Annotated in this window: 20 protein-coding genes and 1 pseudogene; 12 read left to right on the forward strand and 9 right to left on the reverse strand. The window is 65.5% G+C overall.

The window, feature by feature from the left end; translation table 11 throughout:
- The 3 genes and pseudogenes from IEW02_RS23630 to IEW02_RS23640 form a co-directional block, all read left to right on the forward strand.
- A pseudogene (locus IEW02_RS23630) lies at nt 1-144 on the forward strand (glucose-1-phosphate thymidylyltransferase); the annotation flags it as partial.
- A 585-nt stretch (nt 145-729) separates the two neighbouring features.
- Nucleotides 730-1,779, forward strand: coding sequence for a cellulase family glycosylhydrolase (locus IEW02_RS23635; RefSeq protein ID WP_188547681.1), 1,050 nt, complete (start codon nt 730-732; stop codon nt 1,777-1,779).
- Between the two features lie 104 nt (nt 1,780-1,883).
- A complete protein-coding gene (locus tag IEW02_RS23640) occupies nt 1,884-3,125 on the forward strand; it encodes a hypothetical protein (RefSeq protein ID WP_188547682.1) in 1,242 nt (413 codons plus the stop codon).
- A gap of 51 nt (nt 3,126-3,176) precedes the next feature.
- Here the strand turns inward: IEW02_RS23640 and IEW02_RS23645 are convergent, their stop codons facing one another.
- The 3 genes from IEW02_RS23645 to IEW02_RS23655 all read right to left on the reverse strand — a co-directional run bounded on the left by IEW02_RS23645 (nt 3,177) and on the right by IEW02_RS23655 (nt 6,826).
- Nucleotides 3,177-4,553, reverse strand: a complete 1,377-nt coding sequence (locus IEW02_RS23645; RefSeq protein WP_188547684.1) for a tyrosine-protein kinase domain-containing protein — start codon at nt 4,551-4,553, stop codon at nt 3,177-3,179.
- Between the two features lie 81 nt (nt 4,554-4,634).
- Nucleotides 4,635-5,969, reverse strand: coding sequence for a tyrosine-protein kinase domain-containing protein (locus IEW02_RS23650; protein WP_188547686.1), 1,335 nt, complete (start codon nt 5,967-5,969; stop codon nt 4,635-4,637).
- Nucleotides 5,970-5,971: 2 nt separating this feature from the next.
- Nucleotides 5,972-6,826, reverse strand: a complete 855-nt coding sequence (locus tag IEW02_RS23655; RefSeq protein WP_188547688.1) for an SGNH/GDSL hydrolase family protein — start codon at nt 6,824-6,826, stop codon at nt 5,972-5,974.
- A 342-nt stretch (nt 6,827-7,168) separates the two neighbouring features.
- Here IEW02_RS23655 and IEW02_RS23660 point away from each other — a divergent pair, with 342 nt between their 5' ends.
- From IEW02_RS23660 to IEW02_RS23675, 4 genes are read left to right on the forward strand one after another with little or no spacing between them, the layout of a single operon-like run.
- Nucleotides 7,169-8,545 carry an O-antigen ligase family protein gene (locus IEW02_RS23660; protein ID WP_188547690.1) on the forward strand — a complete coding sequence of 459 codons (1,377 nt, stop codon included), beginning with the start codon at nt 7,169-7,171 and terminating at the stop codon, nt 8,543-8,545.
- Complete coding sequence (locus IEW02_RS23665) at nt 8,542-9,471, forward strand: glycosyltransferase family 2 protein (RefSeq protein ID WP_188547692.1); 930 nt, start codon at nt 8,542-8,544, stop codon at nt 9,469-9,471. Before IEW02_RS23660 ends, IEW02_RS23665 begins: the two co-directional genes overlap by 4 nt.
- Complete coding sequence (locus IEW02_RS23670) at nt 9,468-10,274, forward strand: glycosyltransferase family 2 protein (RefSeq protein WP_188547694.1); 807 nt, start codon at nt 9,468-9,470, stop codon at nt 10,272-10,274. Before IEW02_RS23665 ends, IEW02_RS23670 begins: the two co-directional genes overlap by 4 nt.
- A complete protein-coding gene (locus IEW02_RS23675; RefSeq protein WP_188547696.1) occupies nt 10,274-11,938 on the forward strand; it encodes a lipopolysaccharide biosynthesis protein in 1,665 nt (554 codons plus the stop codon). The genes IEW02_RS23670 and IEW02_RS23675 overlap by 1 nt, the downstream gene beginning before the upstream one ends.
- On the opposite strand, the gene IEW02_RS23680 is transcribed toward IEW02_RS23675, so the two are convergent.
- Together IEW02_RS23680 and IEW02_RS23685 are read right to left on the reverse strand one after the other, a co-directional pair.
- Nucleotides 11,874-13,118, reverse strand: a complete 1,245-nt coding sequence (locus tag IEW02_RS23680) for a glycosyltransferase family 4 protein (RefSeq protein ID WP_229746280.1) — start codon at nt 13,116-13,118, stop codon at nt 11,874-11,876. The two genes, IEW02_RS23675 and IEW02_RS23680, sit on opposite strands and share 65 nt — an antisense overlap.
- A 2-nt stretch (nt 13,119-13,120) precedes the next feature.
- Complete coding sequence (locus IEW02_RS23685; protein WP_188547698.1) at nt 13,121-14,698, reverse strand: sugar transferase; 1,578 nt, start codon at nt 14,696-14,698, stop codon at nt 13,121-13,123.
- A gap of 181 nt (nt 14,699-14,879) precedes the next feature.
- On the opposite strand from IEW02_RS23685, the gene IEW02_RS23690 reads away from it, so the two are divergent.
- The gene (locus tag IEW02_RS23690) at nt 14,880-15,956 is read left to right on the forward strand and encodes a glycoside hydrolase 5 family protein (protein WP_188547700.1); all 1,077 of its coding nucleotides are present in this window, start codon (nt 14,880-14,882) and stop codon (nt 15,954-15,956) included.
- Between the two features lie 6 nt (nt 15,957-15,962).
- Here IEW02_RS23690 and IEW02_RS23695 read toward each other — a convergent pair whose 3' ends face one another.
- Nucleotides 15,963-17,159, reverse strand: coding sequence for a lipase family protein (locus tag IEW02_RS23695; RefSeq protein WP_188547702.1), 1,197 nt, complete (start codon nt 17,157-17,159; stop codon nt 15,963-15,965).
- Between the two features lie 52 nt (nt 17,160-17,211).
- Nucleotides 17,212-18,399, reverse strand: coding sequence for a 4-hydroxybenzoate 3-monooxygenase (locus IEW02_RS23700; protein ID WP_188547704.1), 1,188 nt, complete (start codon nt 18,397-18,399; stop codon nt 17,212-17,214).
- A gap of 51 nt (nt 18,400-18,450) precedes the next feature.
- Here IEW02_RS23700 and IEW02_RS23705 point away from each other — a divergent pair, with 51 nt between their 5' ends.
- From IEW02_RS23705 to IEW02_RS23715, 3 genes are all read left to right on the forward strand, one after another.
- Nucleotides 18,451-19,554 carry a GGDEF domain-containing protein gene (locus IEW02_RS23705; RefSeq protein WP_188547706.1) on the forward strand — a complete coding sequence of 368 codons (1,104 nt, stop codon included), beginning with the start codon at nt 18,451-18,453 and terminating at the stop codon, nt 19,552-19,554.
- Between the two features lie 257 nt (nt 19,555-19,811).
- Nucleotides 19,812-21,287, forward strand: coding sequence for a tyrosine-protein kinase domain-containing protein (locus IEW02_RS23710; RefSeq protein ID WP_188547813.1), 1,476 nt, complete (start codon nt 19,812-19,814; stop codon nt 21,285-21,287).
- 47 nt (nt 21,288-21,334) lie between these two features.
- Nucleotides 21,335-21,775 carry an SRPBCC family protein gene (locus tag IEW02_RS23715; protein WP_188547708.1) on the forward strand — a complete coding sequence of 147 codons (441 nt, stop codon included), beginning with the start codon at nt 21,335-21,337 and terminating at the stop codon, nt 21,773-21,775.
- Here the strand turns inward: IEW02_RS23715 and IEW02_RS23720 are convergent.
- Together IEW02_RS23720 and IEW02_RS23725 are read right to left on the reverse strand one after the other, a co-directional pair.
- The gene (locus tag IEW02_RS23720) at nt 21,772-22,200 is read right to left on the reverse strand and encodes an ATP-binding protein (protein ID WP_188547710.1); all 429 of its coding nucleotides are present in this window, start codon (nt 22,198-22,200) and stop codon (nt 21,772-21,774) included. The genes IEW02_RS23715 and IEW02_RS23720 overlap by 4 nt on opposite strands.
- A 35-nt stretch (nt 22,201-22,235) precedes the next feature.
- Nucleotides 22,236-22,619 (reverse strand): STAS domain-containing protein, encoded by a 384-nt coding sequence (locus tag IEW02_RS23725; protein WP_229746281.1) that lies wholly within the window; start codon nt 22,617-22,619, stop codon nt 22,236-22,238.
- Between the two features lie 183 nt (nt 22,620-22,802).
- Here IEW02_RS23725 and IEW02_RS23730 point away from each other — a divergent pair, with 183 nt between their 5' ends.
- Nucleotides 22,803-24,092 carry a sensor domain-containing phosphodiesterase gene (locus IEW02_RS23730; RefSeq protein ID WP_188547712.1) on the forward strand — a complete coding sequence of 430 codons (1,290 nt, stop codon included), beginning with the start codon at nt 22,803-22,805 and terminating at the stop codon, nt 24,090-24,092.
- Nucleotides 24,093-24,110 lie beyond the last annotated feature (18 nt).

The raw sequence follows: 24,110 nt of genomic DNA on the forward strand, positions 1-24,110 counted from the left end.
AAGGTGGGGTGCCCGGAAGAGGCGGCGTGGCGGGTGGGGTTCATCGACGACGAGGCGTTGCGCGCAGCCGGAGAGCGGCTCGTGAAGTCCGGTTACGGGTCGTATCTGCTGGGTCTGCTCGACGGCGGCATGCGGGCGTTCTGACCGGTCGTACCGTTCCGTGATTCAACCGAGACCGAATCGTTACAACTTTGTCGGCCAGTCGTGTTCCAAGTCACCGCACCGTTTCAGCCCGCGTTACCGAATGATGCGACGGTCGATAACGGACGGGTAACCCGCACGGCTCTCGCAGACGCACTGCCGGATCGGTCGTCTCGGTTCGCTTAGTTCGGCAAACAAGACTGCTGCCCACGGTTCGGCCGAGATCTTCGCTTCCGGACGCTCGGTTCGAGTACGTGTGACGACACGCGAACAGGTATTTCCCCGAGTCCGGTACATCGGTACGCCCGGCGGCACCGAGAAGAACCGACCGGTTGAACCATTGAATTCTTTCAAAACATTGGTATCAAACCGCCAGTTCGGTAAGTGATTCGCAAGGCAAAGTTTCGGTTGGACTTTGGACGTCGATGTGTAATGTCGGCTCGGCAGTCGGGGTCGATCAAAACCAACCGCAATCGGTGCACTACACCGCAACCCGAGAACTGGTCGCCGTTTGACGGCTGTCTCTCACGCTCGAATTTAAGGACCGTCATGCGCATTCCTGGAACGACTGGAAGAACCGGCCGGCGAGTGACCGCATTTGCCGCAGCCATCGGTATGGCTGCCGCACTCACGATCGCCGCCGCGCCGACCGCATCAGCTGCAGGGGGCATCAACGCGAGATCGCTTGGTGTCACGGCAGTTACGTTGACCACCAACCCGACGTCGCAATCGATGGCACGCGATTTCGCGCAGATCAAGGCGAGCGGAATACCGAGTGTCAGGCTGCCGATCCAATGGCCCGACATCGAACGGACGCAAGGTAATTTCGACTGGACCATACCCGATCAATTGGTCCAAGGCGCGTACTACTCCGGCCTGAAGATTCTGGGCGTTGCAACCTACACGCCGTCGTGGGCCGCCATTCCTGCGGGCCGCTCCTACATTCACCCCGCCCCCAACGATCCGGCGCAATACGCGAACTTCGTCAAACAAGCAGCGCAACGCTACAAAGGGATCGTCGACAACTGGGAAATTTGGAACGAGCCGAACATCCAGGGCAGTTTCGCCCCGAAGCCCGACGTGGCCCGCTACACCCAGATGCTGAAACTGTCGTACCAAGCCGTCAAGTCGGTGAACCCGGTTGCCACGGTGATCAGCGCCGGCGCGGCACCCACACTCGATTCGGGCGTCGAGATCAGCCCCGGAACGTTCATGAAGGGCATCTACGCCAACGGCGGCAAGGGCTTCTTCGATGCGGTGGGTCTGCATCCGTACAGCACGCCCGACAACCTCAGTACCGCGTCGTACCCATGGTCGTCCAAGACGCACATCCAGAACGTGCAGGCGAGCATGAACCAGAACGGTGACGGCGGAAAGCTGTTCTGGACCACCGAGTACGGTGCTCCGACGGCGCCGGGTCAGCAATACGGTGTCACCGAGGCGCAGCAGGCATCGCTCCTGGCCGACGGCGTCAAGTACCTACGCTCGTTGCCGAACTGCGGTCCGATCTTCATCTTCGACTTCCGGGACACCAACACCGGCAGCACCAACGTCGAGCAGAACTTCGGATTGCTCCGCACCAACTATTCGCCGAAACCGGCGATGACGACGATGCGGAACATGATCAACCAGCAGTAGTCGTCTCACGCAACGGCCCGCACCCGGCTCCCGGGTGTGGGCCGTCGTCGTCGAACGAGATCGCGTCACCGGGACGTAAATTCGCCGGGACGTAAAGTCGACGCGTGAGCAAGCGCAAATGGGTATCGGGAATCGACATGTCCATCGCGAACGCGCGGTACATGGGTGTCGTCGGCCCGGTGGAACCCTGGAACGAGGACGACCTGGTGCGAGCAGTACGACGGCTCGCCGCGCGAGGAACGCAGACACGGATCGCTCTGCACCCCACGACGGCCTCGCATCGCTGGAGCGTCGAGCCCCTGTTCGACGACGACGTCGTCGCACCGTCGAAGGAATTGGGCCCCGGCGGATTCGCCTCCGCACTCGAAGAGCTGCGCCGAGCAGACGACACCCGGCCCCCGTTCCGGATGGCACAGGTCGGCCGGTACATCGTCGCCGACATCGACCACGGGCTCGGCGACGGCAAGCTGTACATCGACATCATTCATGCGTTGCACGAAGACGCCGAGTCCGGCTGGGCCCGCGTACCCGAGACGCGGTGGGCAATCCCGAAAGCCGTGATCGACACCTTCGTGAAGCATCCGACTCGACTGCGAGATGCCGTTCGCGCACGGGCGGCGCTGAAGTCGCTCGCAGACGGGGGAGCGCGGGCCGAGTCGACGGAGACCACGCCGTGGACACCGTCGGTGTCGCTGGCCGTCGCACTCGCGACCAAGAGCAGCGAGTCCGAGCTGACCGCTTGGCGCAAGGAGCATGCCCCTCGTACCAGCGGAGCCACGATGTCCGCCTATCTGATCCGGCGGGCGTTCGACGAAGTCGGTCTCACGGTCGACCCGAACGTTCTGCTCGCGGTGAACTGCCGTCGCTACCTGTCGCCGGAGGCGACGGTGAACGGCAACTTCATCACCGGGATGAGTGTCCCGATGCCCGCGTCTCGCGGCGTCGAAGAAATTTCGGGCGTGCTCTCGCAGGTGTACAAATCCGGGTACCCGTTGATCTGGATGACGCTGGCTGCCGCGCTGGCGAGGCTGCACAAGTCGGGAGAGCCCACGGTTGCGACCGAGGCGCCAGTGAGCCCGGTGATGAAACTGATGTACTCGGACCTCGGGCGGCCGCCGAAGTTCTCGAACGCGAAGTGGATCGTCGGCGCCGAAGGCTCGGAGGCCATGTTCACCGGTCTGCTCGACCCGGCCGGCCCCGACGCGGTCACCGTCATGAGCGGGTCGGTGCGCGGCGAACGAACGTACTCGGTGTCGTTCCACGACAACGTGTTTCCCCGTGACCTGGTGGAGAAAGCGCTGCAACTGGTCACCGAGAAGCCGCTGTCCTTGCTACAGAGGTCGTGAGCGGAAAAGTACCGCCCGAGGTACGAAAACGCGCACAGGCGACGAAGTCGCCTATTGGTCCAGCACCACGGCGTAGAGCGGCGCGCCGGACGCCTTGAGGTCGTCGGCCACCAGCACGATCTCCGACCGCGACGCCTTCGTGGGGTCGACCACGAGCACCGTGGCGTCGCACCGTCCCGCGAGAACCGCACCGGCACTGGACAAGTTGGACGGCGGGGTATCGATGATCACGTAGTCGTGGCTGTCCAGCAGAGCGCGAATGGTGTCGGTCATGCGCTGCGACGGGAGCAGCGGCTCGATGTTCGCGCCCGAGCCCACGGTCAGCACACTGAGGTTCGCGGACCCGCTCTCCTGCGTGGCCTCGTCGGGCTTGAGTTCCTCGGACAGCACGTCGATCAGACCGGTGTGGTCGGGCAGATGCAGAATCGGGCCCAATTGCGCTGTGGTGTGGTCGGTTTCGACGATGACCGTGGAACTGTCGGTCTCGGCGTACGCGATCGCGAGGTTGAGAGACGTTCGATGGGTCGAGTCGCCGACACCGGTGACCAGGATGACCTTCGGCTTGACCTCGCTGGCCTCGAGCCGCACACGCAACCGGCGGAACGACTCCTTGGCCACCAGAATTCGTTCGCTCGTGGTCTCGGTGTCGGAATCGACGAGGTCGCCGTCCGCCGACCGCAGAGCGACGTCGTCCGTGGTGACGGCAGCCGGATCGGCGACGAGCGCAGCGTCGACGTCGGTCGATTCGTCGTCGCCCCGATTGGACACGGTTCCGAGGACGGGCAGGCCGGTCGCCTTGGCCAAGGCGGGGGCGGTGGCGAACGAGCGGGCGGCGCGGCGGCTGAGGAACAGCGCGAGTCCGATGCCGATCACGGTTCCGAGAACGGCACCGATGAGCGCGTTCGACGTCGAATTCGGGGACGACGGTGTCGCCGACGGTTCCGCGGCGTCGACGACGGACACGGTGGTTCGGGGCTGAGACTGTCCGACGGGAGTTTCGAGGGGAGTGATGTAGTCGATGAACTCGGTCGAGAGGGTGTTGGCGATTTCCGACGCGCGATTGGCCGACGAGTTCTGAACCGACACCTCGATCAGCACCGTCTTGGGGATGGTGATCGCTGTCGTCTCCGCCGCGATCTCGGACGCCGAGTTCGGCAGTGCGAGCGTGTCCACGACGCGCTGCGCCAGCAGCTCACTGGACAGGATCTGGGCGTACGACACCGCACGCTGCTGCGAGAACTGGTCACCCTGGTAGGACTCGGACGACGTGGTTCCGCCGTTCGTACCGACGAACAGGCGTGCGGTCGAGGTGTACATCGTGGTCTGAAGCGACGAGAACGCGATGCCGCCCAGAGCGCCGAGGACGACGAAGAGCGCGACGATCCACCAACGAGCGCGTGATCTGCCGCTTGCTTTCGTACGTTTCATGTCCCTGGCTCTCTCGATTGTCGGGCCTAGTCGGTTGTCGGGCCTAGTCGATTCGTTGGTGCTCGGGTGGCGGATCGCTCGCTACCGCGCGAACAGGCCGGTTCTGCCTCGCTTGTGTGTAGCCGATCGGTGGTCGGACGGGGTGCGGCCCGTCCTGGTCGCGTTGAACACGACCCCGGCAATCTCGTGTCCGGTCTGTCGAAACTCTTCTGCCATTTCCCCGACGGCGTCGAAGGTCGAGCGCCCTGCGGCCACCACCAACACCACGGTGTCGGCCGACTTCGAAACCCGCAGTGCATCGCTGTGTGTGCTTGCAGCTGTGTCGATGATAATCCAGTCGTGGTCCGCACCGAACTCGTGAATCAGCGAGGTGACCACGGGGGAGTCGACGAAACGGCCCGGGTCGTCGCCGACGACCCCGATCGGGACCGGAGTGAGCAACCCCTTGGCGTTGACGTGGGCGTCGGTCGATACGCCCTCTTCTTCGACGAGGGCGGAGACCGTGATGGGTGCCTCCGAGATCCTGGTCGCGAAATCGGACGTCCGGGCGTCGAGATCGATCACGGCAACACGCTTGCCCTCGTCGCACAGGACTTCGGCCAGTCCGAGCGCGACGCTGGTCTTGCCGTCTCCGCGCTGGGACGACGCGATGAGGACCGTGCGGGCCAGCTTGTTCGGGGCCAGGGGCGTTGCTTCGAGAGCAGTGCGCAACTCACGCATGGGTTCCGCCGGATCGGTCTGGTCGTCGGCGCCGAGGGTGGTGAGAACCGGAACTCCGGAGGCGTCCTCGGCCTCACGAGCCGTGCGCACACTGCGGTCACGCAGGGCGAGCAGCACCGCGAACGCGGCACCGGCGGCGAGGCCCACTCCGGTCGCGGCGCCGAGGATGAGGATCGGGGACAGGCCGGCCGGAGTCGACGAGTAGCTGGGCGGCTCCACGACATCGAGCTGCGCCCGCGGAGTGAGTGATCCGACGACGGTCTCGAGCGAGATCACTTCCTGCTGGATGTCGGTGATGTAGGCCTGGTTGATCTGTTGCGCCAACTCGGGCGTGCTCCATGTCACGGTCAGCGAGATCAGCACGGTGTCCGGAACCGGCGCGGCCACGATGGACGCGATCAACGTCGCTGGGTCGGTGTCGAGCCCGAGATCGTCGATGACCTTCAGTGCCAGATCCTGGCTGGCCACCAACGCCACATATGAGGGCGCACGCTCGCGGGCGTAGGCGTCGCCGCGGTAGAAGGTGTCGGCGTCGTCGCGCGGGGTGGTGACGAACACCGCCGACGTCGACGAATAGGTCTTGCCCTGCATCAGCAGCGCTGCGGATACCAGGCCGAGGACGATCAGGGCGACGACCGCCACCGACCGCCACCGATCGCGGAGGATGAACAGGTAGTGCCGGACGACTTCGTTCACGATCAGTTGTCACTCTCGTCGTCGGCTGTGTCGGTCGTATCCGGCCGGGTTGCAGGCTGGGTCAGGGCGGACACCAGAGCGTCTGCGACCAGTGCATGGCCCTGTTCGTTCGGTACGAGCAGGTTGTCCGCGGCGCGCAGCTGCTCGATGTTCTGCCCACGCAGCCAGCCGAGCGCACCGGGGTCGACGAGCGTGACGCCTGCGAGGGCAGTCGAGCTGTCCAGGGCGTCCTGCATCAGGGTGTCGACGGGCACGGGCCGTCCGGCTGCGGTCGCCACATTCGGCTCGAGGTTGTCGATGGACCACGGGGCGATGACGACGAGGCGGGCCGTCGGCCACGCCCGCCGCGCGTGTTCCACGGTGGTCAGGAACGCCGCCGACAGCGCAGTCGACGACCGCGACAGATCGTTGCGTCCGGCGTCCAGGACGACCACGTCCGCCCGGTAGAGAACCTGCGCTCGATCGATGCGCGAGTCGACGGTGGGGACGTCGATGGTCGGTCCGACCCCCTGGGTCGCGGTGGCGGGCTGCGTGATCGTTCCGGCGACGTAGGCCAGGTTGACGTCGGACTCGACGTTGCAGAGGTAACCGAGCCTCGTGGCGGCGAGGCATGCGTAGCTGCGATTGGGCAGCTGCGACGGGCCCGCGGTGTACGTGTCGCCGAAGAACAACATCGACTGCTGCGAACCGGCCGCGTCGGTCGGCGGCGCCGATGCCGGAGCGGGCGCCGCGTCGGATGATCCGCGAGAACCGAGGACGACGGTGACCGCGGCGAGAACGACGACGAGGGCGAACACCGCGAGTGCCACATCGCGTACGCGAATTCGGCGTAGGTGATCCGGGAAGGAGTGCGCCATGAATATCGCCGTCCTTCCTCTCACCGGTCGTGTCCGATTGATACAGTTTCGCTCCACTGACAATCGGAACCATTTCGCCCGACGTTACCGAAGAACGCCCGCTGACCATATTTCTCGAGGGGCGCCGGCTCGCGAGGCGAAAACCCGTCGACCGCGCACGCGGTATCGTTTCGTCGGTAACGACAACGCGTCGATTCGCGGGCCGTGAGAAACTCCGGCCGGCGATCCGGCACTGCACCGGCAACGAAGCGAATCTGTAACGGTGACGTCCGCCAGGACGGTTTATCACGTGCGAGGCCGTCGCGGGCGAGGAACGAGGCAGTAAAAGATATGCAAGGCGCTGTGATCACAACACCCCCCACCGCGCCGAGGTCCGAGGCTCCGGTTCGGTCGTCGGCGCGAGAAGTCACACGTCCGAACCGTATTCGTCCTCGCACGAACCTCCGACGCGATGTCTATCCGCGAGTTCTGTACTGCGGCATCCTTTTCCTCGTCGGTGCGACCTCCGGAATTCACGTCAAGGGTTACACCCTCACCGTGATGAGCGGTTTGATGCTGTTGATCGCGCCGGCTGCATTGCTGAAGAAGTGGACCGTCGGCCAACTTCTTCCGGTGGCACTGGCGTTCGTCGGCACCCTCGGCTGGATCGTCTCGTCCCAGATCAATGTGATTGCCATCACCGATCAGCGCATCATCTCGTGGCCGTCGTTCGCCCTGTACCTGATCGGCATCGTCGTTTTGGTGGGCCGCAACCTCGAGCAGTTGTTCGCGCTCGCGGTCGGCGTGGCCGTCGGATCGTGCTTCTACTACTTGACCAGTGGACTTCCCGCCCTCGGTGCACCGAGCTTCGAGAACTACTGGAAATATGCCTTCGCCCCGTGGATCACGCTCATCGTTCTCTACTCGCTCGCGGTCTTCGGTGTGGCGCTGCGCATCCAGGCGCTCGTGCTGATCCTGCTCGCCTTCACCTCCCTGGCCCTGAACTACCGCTCCCACGCTCTCGTGTGCATCGGTGCCGCGGCTGTCGTGCTCGTCACGCACTACACGCGTGATCGTCTCGCGCGGTGGATGCAGATCGTGCTGGTCGGCATCACGGGTGCGGTGTTCGGCAGCATCGTGCCGATCATCGCGCGCACCGGCATCGCCGGGCAGGCACTGAAGGACAAGGTCGAAACGCAGGACACCACCGGCGCTCCCGCCATCTTCGCCGGTCGCACCGAGTCGCCGCTCTCGATGTCTGCCATCTCCGAGAAGCCGTGGTTCGGATGGGGAAACGCGAACTACCTGACCGACGAAGTCTTTGCCAAGGGCGAGAGTCTGGCCGTCAAGATCGGGTTCGATCCCACCTTGGACATCACCTCGTCGTGGCGCCTGGCGAACGGTGATACCTCCCTGCACTCCATCCTGTTGAACGGTTGGGCAGAGGGCGGCGTGTTCGTTGCGTTGTTGCCGATGGCACTGATCGGTATGGCGATCGCCATCGTGTGGAATTCCTCGCGGTACGGCATCTGGAGTGCCTTGGCGCTGGTGGTTGCCACCCAGGCCCTGTGGGATCTCTTCTTCTCGCCGTTGTCGTACAACCTGTTGACCATTCTTGCCGTACTCGCGGCAATCTTCGCGGCTCGACATCTGCCGAAGTGGACCGGCTTCGGTGCCGACCCCGCTGCACCCGTCGACGCCGACGTCGACGGCCTCGTGACCGCGGCCGGTCGTCGATGACGGGCCCCGAGCGGCCGACGGTCAGTGTGGTCATCCCGACCATCGGACGCCCGCAGCTGGCCGACGCCGTCGCGTCGGTGTTCGCCCAGACCTACCCGGTCGATCAGGTCGTCGTGGTGGTGGACGCGGACGTCGAGATCTCGCTCCCGGACGATCCCCGGATCCACGTCGTGCACACCGAGTTCGGTACGGGCAGTTCCGCTGCCCGCCAGACGGGCATCGAGTGCGCCAAGGGGGACGTGATCGCCCTGCTCGACGACGACGACGAGTGGTTCCCGGACAAGCTGGCGATCCAGTTGGATTCCGTGGCCGACGTCGAGTCCGACCTGTGGCTCAGCTCCACACTGGTCGAGGTGCACGACGGCCGGCCTGTTCCGCGGGTCATGCCGACGCGCGTGATCGAACCGCACGAACGGGTCGACGACTACCTCTTCCGGTTCCACGAGCCGCGGTTCGGCGGCTCCGGTCTGCAGACCTCGACGCTGTGTTTCCCTCGCGCAGTTGCCGACCGCGTTCCGTGGGCGCGTCCCACCGCAGCTCTGCACGACGATCCGACTTGGGTCATGCAGGTGCGAGACGCGTTCCCGGACATCGCCATCCTCCAGATTCCGACTCCGCTGGTGCGCTACAACATGGAGATGTCGTCGCTCTCGCGCACCGGTCGCGACGAGAGTCGCGACTACATCGCCTGGGGCGACGCCCACCTGTGCGACGCCGACCGACGTACCAAGGGTGATTACTACTTCACCGGCCCGGTCACCTCTGCCGTGTCGGGTACCTCCCTGATCGGTGTGCTGCGCGCCATGGCCGTCGGGGTGCGCAAGGGCACTCCCGGTCCCTGGGCCGTCTTCTACGCCGTGGCCTCGATTGCTCGTGTGCTGTTGAAGAAGATGCGCTCGATGCTGCCCTCGGGAGCGAACGGATGACGGGGCCGACCCACCCGACGCTCACCGTGTCGGTGGTCACCATCTCCTTCCGCGACCTCGCCGGGCTGCGCAAGACCGTCGACTCGGTCCGTTCTCAGCGCGGGTCGTCGAACGTCGAACACATCGTGATCGACGGCAATTCGGGCCCCGACGTCGTCGAGTATCTGACCTCGCTGGATCCGCAGCCGTTCCGGTGGGTGTCCGAACCGGACAACGGACGATACGACGCCATGAACAAGGGTCTGTCCATGGCGACCGGAGATGTGCTGTGGCTCATGCACTCCGGCGACATCTTCTCCGATCCGGGTGCAATCGAGGCGGCCGTGACCAGCCTGTCCGCCCCCCGCGCACAGTGGGGGTACGGGAAGGTGCGCCGCATCGGTGAGGCGGGTGAGGATCTCGGCGAATGGGGTTTTTCGCCGTTCGACCTCACCGCGTTCGCATCCGGTCGCGGGGCGATACCGCATCAGGCGTCGTACTTCGGGGCGGACATCTCGCGCGAACTCGGTTCGTACGACGAGACATTCGGCCTTGCCGCCGATCAGCTCTACATCTTCAACGCAGCTCTGCATTCGGCACCGGTCGTGCTCGATCGCGTCGTCTGTGATTTCGATACCTCGGGCGCCGGCACCGTACGGCCGATCAAGGAGAACTTCGCCGATCTCCGCCGGGCGTGGGACAGTGTCGGCTACTATCCGTCGGGCAATCGTCGTCGGGACAGGGCCAAGTCGCGGGTCCTCGAGTATCTGACGCGGACCATCGTGGCCGTGAAGCCTGTGGTGTCGCGCCTGCGGAGCAGATGATGACGGATCAGCACACGCCGAAGGGGCCGGTTCGCCGAGTACCACCGCCGCAGCGGCAGTTTCCCGGCCCGGGCGGACAGGGTCGACACCAGCGGATCGACTGGAGCAACTCCGATTTCGTCACCGAACCGATCTCCGTCGTGCGCGATTTCGCTGTCACCGAGGTCATTCCGGTGGTCGACTTCGTCCCGCGGGCGGTGTCCGATCAGACCGCGGCCGTCGCTGCTGTCACGCGCGAGGAGGACGGCGAGAGCGGGCTGAGCAAGCAGGAGAAGGGTGCCGTCGTCTGGGGCACGATCTTCCGCATCATCGGCACTCCGGTCGTCGCTCTGCTCGGTCTTCTGAACACCGCCATCATCGTGAAGCAGACCGGCTCCGGCGTGTTCGGCGTGGTGTCGCTCATCTCGACGATGAGCTTGCTGTTCCCGTTCGCCGATCTCGGCGTCGGCTCGGTGGTCACCAACGCGGCCTCCGCCGCAGGCCGGCTGCGCGACAACGTGGTCGCCATCGCCACCATTCAGCGCGCCGTGCGTGTGCTCCTTCAGGTGAGTCTCGGGCTCATCGTGTTGTTCCTCCTCGCGTTCGTCTTCGACGGGTGGGGAACCATCATCGGTGTCACCACCGGACCCGAGGATCGGTACGTGGTGACGGCCGCGGCGTGCATTTTCGCGCTCACCGTCCCGACCGGTCTCGGCGTGCGCATCCTCATCGGAGTCGACAAGAACCAGCTGGCCGTGCTGATCATGATGAGCAACTCGGCCTTCGGCCTGCTCAGCACCTTCGCATTGCTGCTGTTCGGAGCCGAGGGCATCTGGTACGCGCTGCCCGGCGTGGTCGGCTCGTTGCTGGGCAACATCGTCGGAACCGTCGTCGCCCTTCGGGTGACCGGCATCGCCGACCTGGTGTTCCGCAAACCCGAAGTGGGACACACCAAGCTGCTGTCCGGGTCCGTGTGGATGCTGGTGGCGAGCATCGGTCTGCCCCTCGGACTCCAGTCGCACCGCATCATTCTTTCCCACCTGTCCACACCCGAGGAGTTGTCGCGGTACGCGCTGATGGCGCAGATCTACGCGCTGGGGTGGTCGGTGTTCTCCACGGCCGGCATGGCGTTCTGGCCGGTGTTCGTCAAGCGCCGAGGCGACCCGGCGGGCACGATCAAACTCTGGCGCCAGATCATCCTGGCGTTCTCGGGTGTGGCGGTGGTCGCGGCGATCGGCGTCACGGCACTCGGGCCGTGGGCGGCGTCGATACTGAGCAGCGGTGAAGTCGAGACGTCCAGGATGCTCGCGTTCGCGTTCGCACTCCTTCTCGTCGTCCAGTGCGTGCACCTCCCGTCCGGCGTGCTGTTGACCGCACCGAACGAAATGCGGTGGCAGGCATACTGCATCGTGGTCATGGGCGTGTCGAGTGTGGCGCTCGGAATCTATGCGGCGCCGGAGTACGGGGCAGTGGGAGTGGTTCTGGCCGCAGCCGCGGCGGTGCTCGTCGCGCAGATCGTGCCCGACTTCGTTCGCGTGCCGACCATGATCAAGAGACGGGTACCCGACGAGTCGGCCGACCCCGACACGTCGAGTCCGGTCGAGATGAAGAAGGAAAGGGTCAGCGCGCCTGCGCCACGGACCGCGCAAACCGTGCGAATCCCGCAACCCCGGCCGCCTCGCTGAACTCGGCGCGGCCCAGTTCGGCGGCCCTCGCGGTGAGTGCCGTCCGCTCGGACTCGTGTGCAGCCAAATCCAGTGCAGCGCTGAGTAATTCGGCACCGCTGCCGGGTGCACACAACCGCGCGGCGTCGAACTTCTCGAGCACGGAGCAGGTGATCCCGCCCGGTTCCGTGGCGGCGATGATCGGCCGACGTGCGGTCACGTAGGACGTGACCTTGCTGGGAAGCGACATCTCGTGGACACCGGCGCGCTCGTTCAACAGCAATGCGTCCGCGGCGGCGAGCACCGTCGGGTAGTCGTCCTCGTCGACGGGGTCCACGAAGCGCAGGTTCCGGATGGAGCTGCCCTCGTCGACGAGCGCCTGTCTCTGGTTTCCGTCACCGACAAGAACGAAATCGACTGCTGCATCCGATGATTCGGCCAGACGCGCCGCCTCGACAACGGATTCGAGCCCCTGCTTCATGCCCATGTTGCCGGTGTGTACCACGGTGAAACGGTCATCGGTCGGCCATCCCAGTTTCACCCGCGCATCGTGCGGGGACAGGTCCGCCGTCGCGACGTGGGAGAAGATCGGCAGATCGACGATCCTGGAGGTGTCGACGCCCCCGGCGCCGACCAGAACGTCACGAAAGCGTGGGGTGATGATGCCGATCAGATCGGCGGACCGGGCCAGGCGGTACTCGGCGGAGCTCACGGCCTTTGCCGCGCGCCCACCGGTGGTGCCCGACTGCTGCGCTGCGTTCCCACTCAGATCGTGAACGACCACACCGAGAGGGCGTGAGCGTCGGCCCGCGACACCGGCCAGCAGAGCGCCGAGCAGCGGGGTGACCGCGATGACGATGTCACTGCGCGACGCGAGCACGTGCGGCGCGGCCAGCGCAGAGAAGCTCGATTCCATGCGGGCGCGCCCGGCGAGGTTCGCGGTGGACGGAACCGCGTGCCGGACACGCGTCACCTTGACCGCGCCGTCGGTTTCGCTCCACCGAATGCCGCGGACGTAACGCGGATCCTGGACCGACCACTGCGGGTAGTGCGGGATCCCCACGACCGCGTGCACGTCCGCACCCGCGTCGGACAGCGCGTTGATCAGCGCAGTGTTGTAGGGAGCGCTACCGGTGGTCTCGGGCTGGTAGTGACAGGCGACGACACAGACGGTCAATCCCGTCAGGTCGGTCTGGTGCACGGTCAGTAAGCGCCCTTCGAGGTCAACACGGCGGCCACCGTGCGCCAGATGATGACGAGATCCTGCACGGCAGACCAGTTGTCGACATAGTAGTGGTCCAGACGGATGCGCTCTTCCTCGGAGGCGTCCGAGCGTCCCGACACCTGCCACAGTCCGGTGAGTCCGGGCTTGACCAGCGAACGCCGCTCGATGAAGTTCAGAATCTGGGCGCCCTCACCGGGGAGCAGCGGCCGCGGACCGACCAGGCTCATGTCGCCCTGGAGAACGTTGAGGAGCTGGGGCAGCTCGTCGATGCTGGTCTTGCGCAGGAAGCGGCCGATGCGTGTGATGCGCGCGTCGTTGGCCGACTTGTAGAAGACCGACTGCGCCTGACCCGCGTCCTCGCGAGCAGCAGTCGCCGAGTTGGCCGGTCCGCTGATCATGGTGCGCAACTTCCAGATACGGAACAGACGACCACCGCGACCCACGCGGACCTGACGGAAGAACACCGGCCCGCCGTCTTCGAGCTTGATCGCGATCGCGGCGGCGAGGAGCACGGGCGAGAGCATGATCAGTGCGAACGCGGCGCTGACCATGTCGAACACCGTCTTGCCCATGTTGGCGGCGCCGTCGCGCTTGGGGCGGTCGACCTGCAGCAGCGGGAGGTTGTCGATGGGGCAGATCTTGAGTCGCGGACCGGCGACATCGGCGAATCCCGGCGCCACCACCAAGTCGACGGCGTGGGTGTCGAGTGTCCAGGCGAGGTCGCGCATCCGCTCGTATCCGAGGTGCTCGACGGCAGCGACCGCAACGGTGGTGACGGACGGCATGTCCATGACGGCGTCGATGGCCGTCTCGTCGCCGATGACGGGAATGACGCGCATGCCGGCGCGGATCGCGTCGACGTCACCGGTGTGCGCCGGGATGCAGGCGCCGACAACGCGGTAGCCGGCGTCGGCGGCGCGGTCGAAGCTGGTGCTGATGGAACGAACGGAGTCGATGCTGCCGATCACGACGACGTCGTTGGTGAAGTTGCCGTGCGCCCGTGCGACGGCCAGCCGCCCACGCCAGAAGCGGCGACCAGCCAACAGGCCGATCAGGCCGACGGGGAGCGCGATGGCGAGGTAACTGCGCGCGAACCCGGCCTGGAGAAGAAGCCCCAGGACTGCGATACCGCCGAACAGCCAGAACGTGGCGGTGACGACGCGGCGGTATTCGTCGGCGCCGTGCCCGATCAGGCCCGGATCCCGAGAACCGGCGACGGTGAGCAGGGCGACCCAGAACAGAGCCACGATGATCGAGAAGGTGAGGTTGGAGCCCACGGCTCCGCCGGCCCAGGCCTCCGTCGTCGCGGTGCCGAACCGTGCGAACTGTGCGAACAGGGCCGCGAAGAACACGATGAACGTGTCCGTGGCGAGAAGTTTGTGGCGGTAGGCGCGCTTCCAGTTCTCGCGCTGAGCGATGCGCTTGCGCGGGGGAGTGGTGCGCGGAGTGACGTGAATGTCCACCCGCCGCGACGGCTTCGAGCCTTCGAACGTGCGGGTAGCGAGAGCCAAGGCAGACCGAACGGGCGTTGTCGGGGCGGACTTAGTGAAGAACATGTACGACTCCGTGTTCACATAACTAGCTGTGGTGTGACTCGATTACCAGTCTCCCCGACTAGTTCGAACCGGCGACCCGCTTCGTTACAGAAAACCGGGAGCGAGTCCGGAATGGAGCGTATTTGATGCCCGACCGGTCGGCAAACGACTTGGGGTCCAATTCACCCTTTATGCTGAAGTTGTGACCATTTCGAGACGTCTCTCCATCGCGGCGCTGGCGCTCGTCGCCGTCGCCGCCGCGATGTGGACGCCGGGTCAGCTGGGGGAATCGGCAGTCGTCCCTGGTCGAGGTGCCGAAATCTCCACGTCCGGGTGCGGAGACGGCTCCCTGGGAGTCACCGCTGTGACAGTTGGTGAATCGCAAGAGGCTTTGGACCGTCAAAGTGGTGACATTTCAGCAATCGGCTTTTCTTCCGTGCGTCTGCCCATCGAATGGCCGCGCATCGAGCTGTCCCCCGGAACCTTTGATTGGTCACAGATCGATGCACAGGTCGACAGCTTCCTCGCCAAGGGCGTCGGCGTGCTCGGCGTCGTCACCTGGGCGCCCACCTTCGCCGTCCCCGTCGAGAATCAGCTGGTGCGGAACCCGGCCCCGGCGGACCCCGCGGCGTTCGCGCAGTTCGCCGCCGAGGCCGCGCAGCATTTCGACGGTCGCATCTCCACCTGGGAGGTGTGGAACGAACCGAACGTCGGTGCAGCCTTCGGTCCGATCGTCAACGTCGACCTCTACTCGCGGATGCTCGTCCAGTCGTATCAGCGCATCAAAGCCGTCGACCCGTCCCTGACCGTGCTGACCGGAGGCACCTCACCGACGGCCGACAACGCGACAGACCTCAGTCCGGCGAGCTTCGTGCGCGAGTTGTACCGCCTCGGCGCGGGAGGGTCGTTCGACGGCGTCGCGATGCACCCGTACAGCTATATCCCGCTCAGCAACGCGAACAACGTCGGAGAGTCCGGATCCGACATCGAGTTGGTGCGCGAGCAGATGGTGGCGGCGGGCGACGAGAACAAGAAGATCTGGTTCACAGAGTTCGGCGTGCCGACCGGCGGACCCACCAACCTCACCGAGATCCAGCAGGCGCAGTACCTGGTCGACGGAATCTCGTACCTGCGCTCGCTGCCGTACTGCGCCGGGCTGTTTCTCTTCGACTTCCGTGACGTCGCCACCGGAAGCGCCTCCCAGGAGTACAACTTCGGGCTCGTGCGCTCGGACTACACGCCCAAGGCGTCGCTCGCTGCCGTCGAATCGATCATGTAGGCGTTCTCACGCGCAGTTCGACGGTGCTCGCTTGTCGGTGAGCCGGTCGAGGATCCACTTGTACATCTCGTCGCCCCCGTCGGCGTCCGAGTGACCCTGATCCGGGTTCACACGGTGAAGCAGCGGGTCTCCGAAGGTGCAGGCGCGCTGTACCGCGGACTCGACCCAGTCCTGCAGCACGAGATCGTCCTTGCCGCCGTTGATCACCAGCAGCGGCCCGGACGCTGGACGCTTCGGCAGCGTGTACTCGCCGAGCCAGGTCTTCAGCTGGTCGGTGGCCTCCTGCGACACCGGGACCACCTGGGTGCCGTCGAGGGCTGCGTTGGCGCTGGACTTCGCGTCCGCCTGTGCCGGGTCGCAACCACCGAGCACTGCAAGTTGATCGAGGGCGACCCCGGAGAGGTAGTCGCTCAGAACCAGGTCCGGGTGCACCGCCTTCAGCCCGGCGATCACCAGCGGCATGATCTGCACCTGCGCGGGGGTCAGGGTGCCGTCCTTGGCGGCCTGCGCCAGTCCGGTGATCTCGGCCGGCGGCGACACCGCCACCGCGCCGAGGAAGTCGAGGCCGGAGCCGTAGTCGCCGGCGTACTCGTCGGCGGCCCATGCCGCCGCGCCGCCCTGCGAACCGCCGAGCGCCAACCACCGCGTGGAGGTGGTCGGGTAGGTGTTCCGGAGGGCACGCACCGCGTCGATCATGTTGAACGCGGCCGCGCGTGGCTCGAGGTAGGGATGGGCTCCCGCCTGCCCCAGCCCTTCGTAGTCGGTCATCGCCACCGCGGTGCCGGACTCCACGATGGCCGCGATCGTCTCGGCGCTGCCCAACAGGTTCTGATACAGCGACGGACCGCAGTTCACGTCTGTTCCGGTGGTGGGGTGCCCGTACGAGAGCACCGGCCACCCGCCCTCGGGCGCTGTCCCCTTCGGTAGGAAAACGGTGCCGGAGACTTCGGTGCTCGCCCCGTCCTCTGGTGACACCGAGTTGTAGACCACCCGTTCGGCGGAGCCGACCCGAGCGGCAACCTCGGGCGCCAGATCGAGCGGAGTCGACGAGAGCACGGTGCCTCGCGCGGCGAGGGCGGCGTCGGAGATCGAGGGCAGCGCCTCGGGTGTCGGCGCGGCCGGAGCCTCCGGCTCGGACGAACACGCCGACACGGTCACGAAGAGCGCGCACGCAGCCAGCAGGGGGACGAGCCGTCGAGTCATGGTCCCGAGATTAGCCGTTGCGCCGGAGGGCCCGGCGCGGGTACCGGGCGAATTACCGGTTTTCGAAAGGGATGCCCGTGTAGTTTTCGGCGATCAGCGTTCGGCCCGCCACCGACCCGGTGACCACGTCCAACTCGGCGACCTGTCGCTGCCTGTCGAACTGTGTCGACGCGGGATCGGTGTGCAGCATGGTCGACATCCACCACGAAAAGTGTTGTGCGCGCCAGACTCTCGGCATCACGGTGGCGGTGTAGGCGTCGAGGAGCGAGCCGTCGCCCCCCTGGACGAACCGTGTCATCGCCTTCGCGAGCACCCAGACGTCGGCGATCGCGAGATTCATTCCCTTCGCACCCGTGGGCGGAACCGTGTGTGCGGAGTCGCCGGCCAGGAACAGCCGCCCCTGCTGCATCGGCTCGCAGACGAAGCTGCGGAACTGCAGAATCGACTTCGAGAAGATACTGCCCTCTTTCACCTTCGCGCCGTCGCCGTCGACACGGGTGTGCAGCTCGTCCCAGATGCGGGCGTCCGACCAATTGTCGACGGAGTCGTCCGGGTCCACCTGTAGGTAGTGCCGTTGCACGTCCGTGGTTCTCGTGCTGCACAGCGCGAAGCCGCGATCGTGGCGGGCGTAGATCAGCTCCTCGGACGTCTGCGGCGCCTCGGCGAGGATGCCGAACCAGGCGAACGGATACTGCCGGAACATGTCCGAGCGTGGATCGACCAGCGAACGCGTTCCGGTGCGCGACCCGTCGCACCCGGCGACCAGATCGGCGGCAAGCACGTGCGGGGTTCCGTCGGAGTCGACGAAACTCACGGTCGGTGCATCCGTCGTGTGTCCCGCGACAGCGACGTCGGTGACGCCGAATCGCACGTCGCCGCCGTCTAGCAGGCGTCGTTCGATCAGGTCCTTCAGCACTTCGTGCTGGGGGTAGACGGTGACCGCGCGGCCGGTCAGTTCCTCGAAGTCGATGCGCCGTCCGTGACCGTCGAAACGCAGCTCCACACCCGTGTGGACCAGGCCTTCGCGTTTGAGGCGATCGCCCAGTCCCGTGTCGACCATCAGGTCGACGGTGTTCTGTTCCAGCACGCCGGCGCGGATGGTGCCCTCGACCTCGTCGCGGGTGCGGGACTCGAGCACCACGGACTCGATCCCTTCGAGGTGAAGGAGGTGCGACAGCATCAGGCCTGCGGGACCTGCTCCGACTATGGCGACGGGCGTGCGCGTCTGTGTAATGCTCATGAAAGGACAGTGGCCGACGCTGGGGTGCGTCGTAACCCACACTTTCACTCAGTGAAAGTCGGATCGGCGGGGAACTGGATGGTGAAGACCTTTCGCGACTGGTTGGACCAGCCGTTCGATTACGAGTGGGCCGTCCGGTACCTACACGGTCGACGATCCCTCGCGCACTACCGGTACGTCGTCGCGGTGTGGATAACGGCGGCGGGAGTCGCCGCGCTCACCGCCATTCCGACTGCGGTGGCGCCTGCCGGGTCCTTCCTGCGCAACGCGGTCGTGGGCGCCGTCGTCGTGGCGTGCTTCGGTTTGACGGCGGCGTGGATACGCGGTCCGTGGCCGAGTCAGCGGCTCTCCGTCGGCTTCGTGCTCTTCGCCGACCTTGCGGTCGCCGCGGTGCTGCTGAGCGTCGAGCATCCGTTCGACTCGATGCCGGGTATCGCGCTGTACGCGGTCACCGGCGTGTACGTCACAGCGTTCCACGGTCCGCGGTTGATCACCGCGCACCTCGGCATCGCGACGACGATGGCTGTGGTGATGTTCGTTCTGGTCATCGCGCAATCGGATGCCGACGCCTGGATCACCACGTCTCGCTTCTTCGTCGTGTGGCCCGTCGTCATCGCCACACCGGTACTTCTGCGTGGGTTGCTCGCCAATCTTCACCACGACGCCATCGGGTCCTTTCGCGATCCGCTGACGGGGTTGCGCAACCGTCGCGGACTGCACGCGGCCGCAGTCGACCTGTTGGACGTGCCGGCGGACGACGCCCACTTGTCGGTGCTCGTCCTCGACATCGACGATTTCAAGTCGATCAACGACACCCACGGCCACGCACACGGCGACGAGGTGCTCGAACTCATGGCCGACCGCATCGCCACCATCTGTGGTGAGGCGGCGGTGGTGGCGCGCACGGGCGGTGAGGAGTTCGCCGTCGTGATTCGAGCGGATCAGGTCGAAGCGGGCGCGCTCGCCGACACGTTGCTCGGGGTGGTGTCCCGTCCGGAAGACGAGACTCCGATCACGGTGAGTGTGGGCATCGCGTATTCCCCCGGGGTGCGGCGCGCGGATATTCGTGCAATCACCGATCTCGTGGAGAAAGCCGACTCGGCGATGTATGCCGCCAAGTCACGCGGCGGTAATTCGCGATTCATTGCGCGCTGAGGTTCGTACTTCCTGGTAAACCGAGTAGAACGTTCGCCCGAGCGGAAAAACCCGGCCCTGCACCCAATTTGGAATTCACATTTCCTGTCGTTCGGTCGGCGGTCGACAAGATCATTCCTACGAAAAGCAATGCGTGGTCGGTGCGTCTTTTCGGTTGAGGTGCCGTATGCCCCGCGCCCCGATAGGGTAAGTCCACTGCTGGATGTTCGCTTTCGTCCGTGTGTGCCGTCGGGGGCCCGTATCTCGAGGAGTTGTTGGTGGAGATTTCGGATTATGTGCGGGTGCTACGCGCTCGGTGGATCGTCATTCTGGTCACGGTCGTCGTGGCCGCAGTCGCGAGCCTCGTGTTCTCCCTCGTCTCGACGCCGGTGTACGAGGCGTCGACACGCCTTTACGTGTCCACGTCGGGTTCGTCGTCCTCGTCGGTCCAAGAGGAGTACCAGGGCGGACTGGCCTCGCAGCAGAAGGTGGCGTCGTACACGCAGCTGCTGACCGGTGAGTCGATCGCGCGCCGCACCATCGACTCCCTCGGGTTGTCGATGTCGGCCTCGGCGCTCGCAGCCAAGGTCAAGGCGACGTCCTCACCCGACACGGTTCTCATCGACGTCTCGGTCGACGACGAGAACCCCGGCACGGCTCGTGATCTCGCGAACGGCATCGGGGACACGTTCGTGGACTTCGTGTCCGAGCTCGAGACGCCGCCCGGTGGAGGTGCTGCTCTCGCCAAGGTCACCGTGGTGGAGCCGGCTCAGACGCCGTCGACTCCGATCTCGCCCAAGACCAAGCGCAATCTTGCACTGGGTGTTGCCGTCGGCCTCCTGCTCGGTATCGCACTCGCTGTCCTGCGGGACCGTCTCGACAACACCGTCAAGGACCGCAAGGGCCTGCAGGATCTTTCCGGCTCGCCGGTGGTCGGTGTGGTGCCGTTCGACAAGACGCTCAAGGAGGAGTCCACCATCTCCTTCGCTGACTCCTCGTCGGGCTCGGCCGAAGCGTTCCGCGAGTTGCGCACCAATCTTCAGTTCCTGGAAGTGGATTCGCCCCCGCGCGTCCTGGTCATCACTTCGGGAATTCCGGGTGAGGGCAAGACGACGACGGCCATCAACCTCGCGCTCGTCCTCGCCGAGGCGGGTCACCGGGTTGCGTTGGTGGAGGGCGATCTGCGTCGGCCTCGCGTCAGCAAGTACCTCGGTCTCGTCGGCTCCGTCGGGCTCAGTACCGTGCTGTCGGGTCAGGCCTCGGTGTCGGAGGTGCTGCAGCCCACCGCCTTTGCCGGCGTCGACGTCCTCGCATCGGGTCCGCTCCCGCCCAACCCGTCGGAACTTCTCGGCTCCGAATCGGCGCGCACCGTCATCAACCAATTGCGCGACAGTTTCGATTACGTCGTCATCGACGCACCGCCGGTGCTGCCTGTCACCGACGCCTCCGTCATGACAGCGTTCGCGGACGGCGCCATCGTCGTGGTGCGTCACGGGCATACCAAGCGCGACGAATTGACCAGGGCCATCGGCAATCTCACACAGGTGGGCGCTCCGGTGCTGGGCACGATTCTCACGATGGCGCCCACGCGCGGCAAGCGGGACTACGACTACCGATACTACTACGAGACGGACAAGTCCGTACCGAAGCAGGCGTCGATCACTCCCGCCGTGCCGGTTCCGGCCGCACAGAGCAACCCGGCGCCTATGTCTGCCAACGGCTCGCACGCTCGAACGGGCATCACGAAACGCTGAGACATTCGTACCTGTTAACCTCCGGTAACACGTAAATCGGAGGTCACATGGGCACGGTTCGGCACAGCGGTATCGCGGAAGCACCAGTCGACGTGGTGTTCGACTACGTCGACGACCCGGCGAGCGTGCCGCACTGGATGTTCGGTGTCAGCCGGTTCGATCCGATCGGCTCCGTCGAACGTGGCGTCGGATCCAGATTCGCGGCGTCGATGCGGGTGGGGCCGAAGACGTTGCATTCGACCGTCGTGTGCAGCGAGTGGGAGAAGGACAAGCTGATCGTGCTGGAATCGGCGGACGGACTCACCAACTCATCGCGCTGGGAGTTCGCCGATCTCGGAGACGGCACGACCAGAATGAGCGTCGTCTTCGACTACACCCTCCCCGGCGGTATCGCAGGAAAGATGTTGGGCGCGTTGGTTACTCCGTTCGTCGCCGAAGCGGTGAAGCACTCGGAGGCATCGCTGCGCAAGAACCTGTCCGAGGCCTAGGTTCCCTCGAACCGCATCTCGATCGTGGTGCCGGTGATCGAATCGATGGCGACGTGATCGGCGAGGGCGTAGATGAGGGGGAGTCCCCGTCCGCGCAACCAACCGCCGTCGGTGGTGTCCCACACCCCCTGATCCCAGACGCGTATCACCACGAGACCGGAGTCCGGATGGCGCGAGGCCCGTAGGCCGATCGTCCTCACTGTGACATCGGACGGACCGTCGTCCTCGTCCCCGGCATTGTCCGACGCGCCGTACGCGTGTTCCACGCTGTTCGCGAGCGCCTCGTAGGCGGCCAGGGTGATGTCGTGGCTACGCCCCTCGGACACCTCGGCCCGGCGCAGCCAGGCCAGGAGCCCGCGGCGCACCGGAGTGAGGTGCTCGGCCTCCGCGCGGATGTCCAGTGCGGTGAACGTGTCGACCTCCATGGAAGCGGTCTCGCCCTCCGCGCCCGGCACGGCGATTACGCGGAGTCGTCGGCCGAAGCCGACGCGGCGAGTGCGGCGTCGAGTGTGGTGTAGATGGTGAAGGTGCCGTTCAGGCCGACCAATTCGAGTGGGCGAGCAGTGTTCGGCCCGTCCGCGATCACGGCGAAATGGGCGTCGGAGAGTCGGTCGTTCACGTCCAGCAGCACGGACATCCCGGACGAGGCGAGAAAGCGGACGTCGCTCAGATCGATGACGACGCGCTGGGGATCTCCGCTCATGACAGCATCGACGGACTCGGTGAGCTGCGGCGCCGTCACCATGTCCAGCTCGCCGGACACGGACATGAGCACCGTGGTGCCGTGGTGGCTGACCAGGACTTCGAACGCGTCCGAACTAGGTAGGGCGGCGTCGGTGGACAACAGTCGTACCTCCTCAGGGGACGAAGCCGAGTCTACCCAGCCGAGATGACCGGTGAAACCGGCCACGATCGACGCGTTTCATCGAAATACCGATGCGATCGGACCAATACCTTCTGCATTCCACACCGAATGTCACACAGTACGGCGTGTAGTCGAGCGCGTCGGCTGCGACGAGGAGTCCGCATGTACCGCACCAGCGGACAGCGCCAAACCGAATCCGCTCGTAACTACGTGGATTTCTCCGCCGCGACTCCTGCGCTGGATACCCTCGTATCGTTGGCCGCGTCCACGCTCGGGTTCTCGATGGCGATGGTGAACATTCTCGACGAAACCACGATCTACACCCTCGCCGAGGTCGGGTTGCCCGACTGGTACGGACCCGTCAACCCCAGCACCACATCGCATTGCCGCTTCGTACTGCAGAGCGACGGCGTCATCGGTGTGCCCGACAGCAGGCGTGAATCGGCCGGCCACAGTCTCGAATCCGCCACCGCCCGCCGGATGGCGGAGATCGGGGTCGGCTCCTACCTCGGGGTGACGCTGCGCGGGCGCGAAGGTGTACCGATCGGCACCCTGTGCGTCCTGGATTGGGAGCCGCATCCGATCGGTGACTACGCCGTCGAGACGCTGCGTCGCTTTGCCACCGTCGTCGAGAACCAGCTCGAAATGATGCGCGGTAGCGGCCGCCGCGTCGGACATGCGCCGGTCAGCCGTATTGCCGATGCGTTGGATCGCCGTGAGATCGTGCCGTGGTTTCAGCCCATCGTCGACCTCGAATCCGGTCGGATCATCGCCCTGGAGACGCTCGCTCGGTGGGAGGGCACCGACGGCAGCGTGCAGGGTCCGGCGGCTTTCATGCCTGCCATCGTCGATTCCGACCTCATCATCGACGTCGACCACAGTGTCCTGCAGCAGGCCGTTGAGTTGCTTCCGATGTGGCAGAAGAAGATTCCGGGTCTGATGCTCAACTCGAACCTCTCCGCCCGGCATCTCGGCAGGCAGGACCGGTTGGACCAGTTGTCCTGCATCGTCGGTTCATCGGGGGTGGCACCGGAGTCCGTGGTGTTCGAATTGACCGAGACCGAAGCCCACACCGACATGGAGCACATCGGCGATTTCGTGGACGCCCTGCGGCGGGGCGGGTTCTCCGTCCTGCTCGACGACATCGGTATCGGCTGGTCATCCCTGGAGCGGCTGCTGCATCTGCCCGTCGACGGTTTCAAGATCGACACGGCGATCGCCGCGAAGCTGGGCACCCGCACGGGCGACTCGATGATCAGGGCGCTCGCCGGGCTTGCCGCGGACACCGGGCAGAAGCTCATCATCGAAGGCATCGAGACCCCGGTTCAATCCCGGCGCGCACAGGAGCTCGGCTGCGCGCGTGCGCAGGGATACTTCTGGTCGCGCCCGGTTCCCGCCGACCGCGTGTCGGACATGCTGAACATGCACGAACTGGGATTCCTCAGCGCATGACGTAGCTCCGGTTCGTTC

Source organism: Rhodococcoides trifolii, from assembly GCF_014635345.1.
Lineage (GTDB): Bacteria > Actinomycetota > Actinomycetes > Mycobacteriales > Mycobacteriaceae > Rhodococcoides > Rhodococcoides trifolii.

Bases quoted from the DNA above. Each gene is read 5' to 3' on its own strand.
- IEW02_RS23700 (WP_188547704.1), bottom strand. From the start codon at position 18,399: ATGAGCATTACACAGACGCGCACGCCCGTCGCCATAGTCGGAGCAGGT.
- IEW02_RS23655 (WP_188547688.1), bottom strand. From the start codon at position 6,826: ATGGCGCACTCCTTCCCGGATCACCTACGCCGAATTCGCGTACGCGAT.
- IEW02_RS23715 (WP_188547708.1), top strand. From the start codon at position 21,335: ATGGGCACGGTTCGGCACAGCGGTATCGCGGAAGCACCAGTCGACGTG.
- IEW02_RS23720 (WP_188547710.1), bottom strand. From the start codon at position 22,200: ATGGAGGTCGACACGTTCACCGCACTGGACATCCGCGCGGAGGCCGAG.
- IEW02_RS23645 (WP_188547684.1), bottom strand. From the start codon at position 4,553: ATGAAACGTACGAAAGCAAGCGGCAGATCACGCGCTCGTTGGTGGATC.
- IEW02_RS23685 (WP_188547698.1), bottom strand. From the start codon at position 14,698: ATGTTCTTCACTAAGTCCGCCCCGACAACGCCCGTTCGGTCTGCCTTG.
- IEW02_RS23695 (WP_188547702.1), bottom strand. From the start codon at position 17,159: ATGACTCGACGGCTCGTCCCCCTGCTGGCTGCGTGCGCGCTCTTCGTG.
- IEW02_RS23670 (WP_188547694.1), top strand. From the start codon at position 9,468: ATGACGGGGCCGACCCACCCGACGCTCACCGTGTCGGTGGTCACCATC.
- IEW02_RS23675 (WP_188547696.1), top strand. From the start codon at position 10,274: ATGACGGATCAGCACACGCCGAAGGGGCCGGTTCGCCGAGTACCACCG.
- IEW02_RS23730 (WP_188547712.1), top strand. From the start codon at position 22,803: ATGTACCGCACCAGCGGACAGCGCCAAACCGAATCCGCTCGTAACTAC.
- IEW02_RS23665 (WP_188547692.1), top strand. From the start codon at position 8,542: ATGACGGGCCCCGAGCGGCCGACGGTCAGTGTGGTCATCCCGACCATC.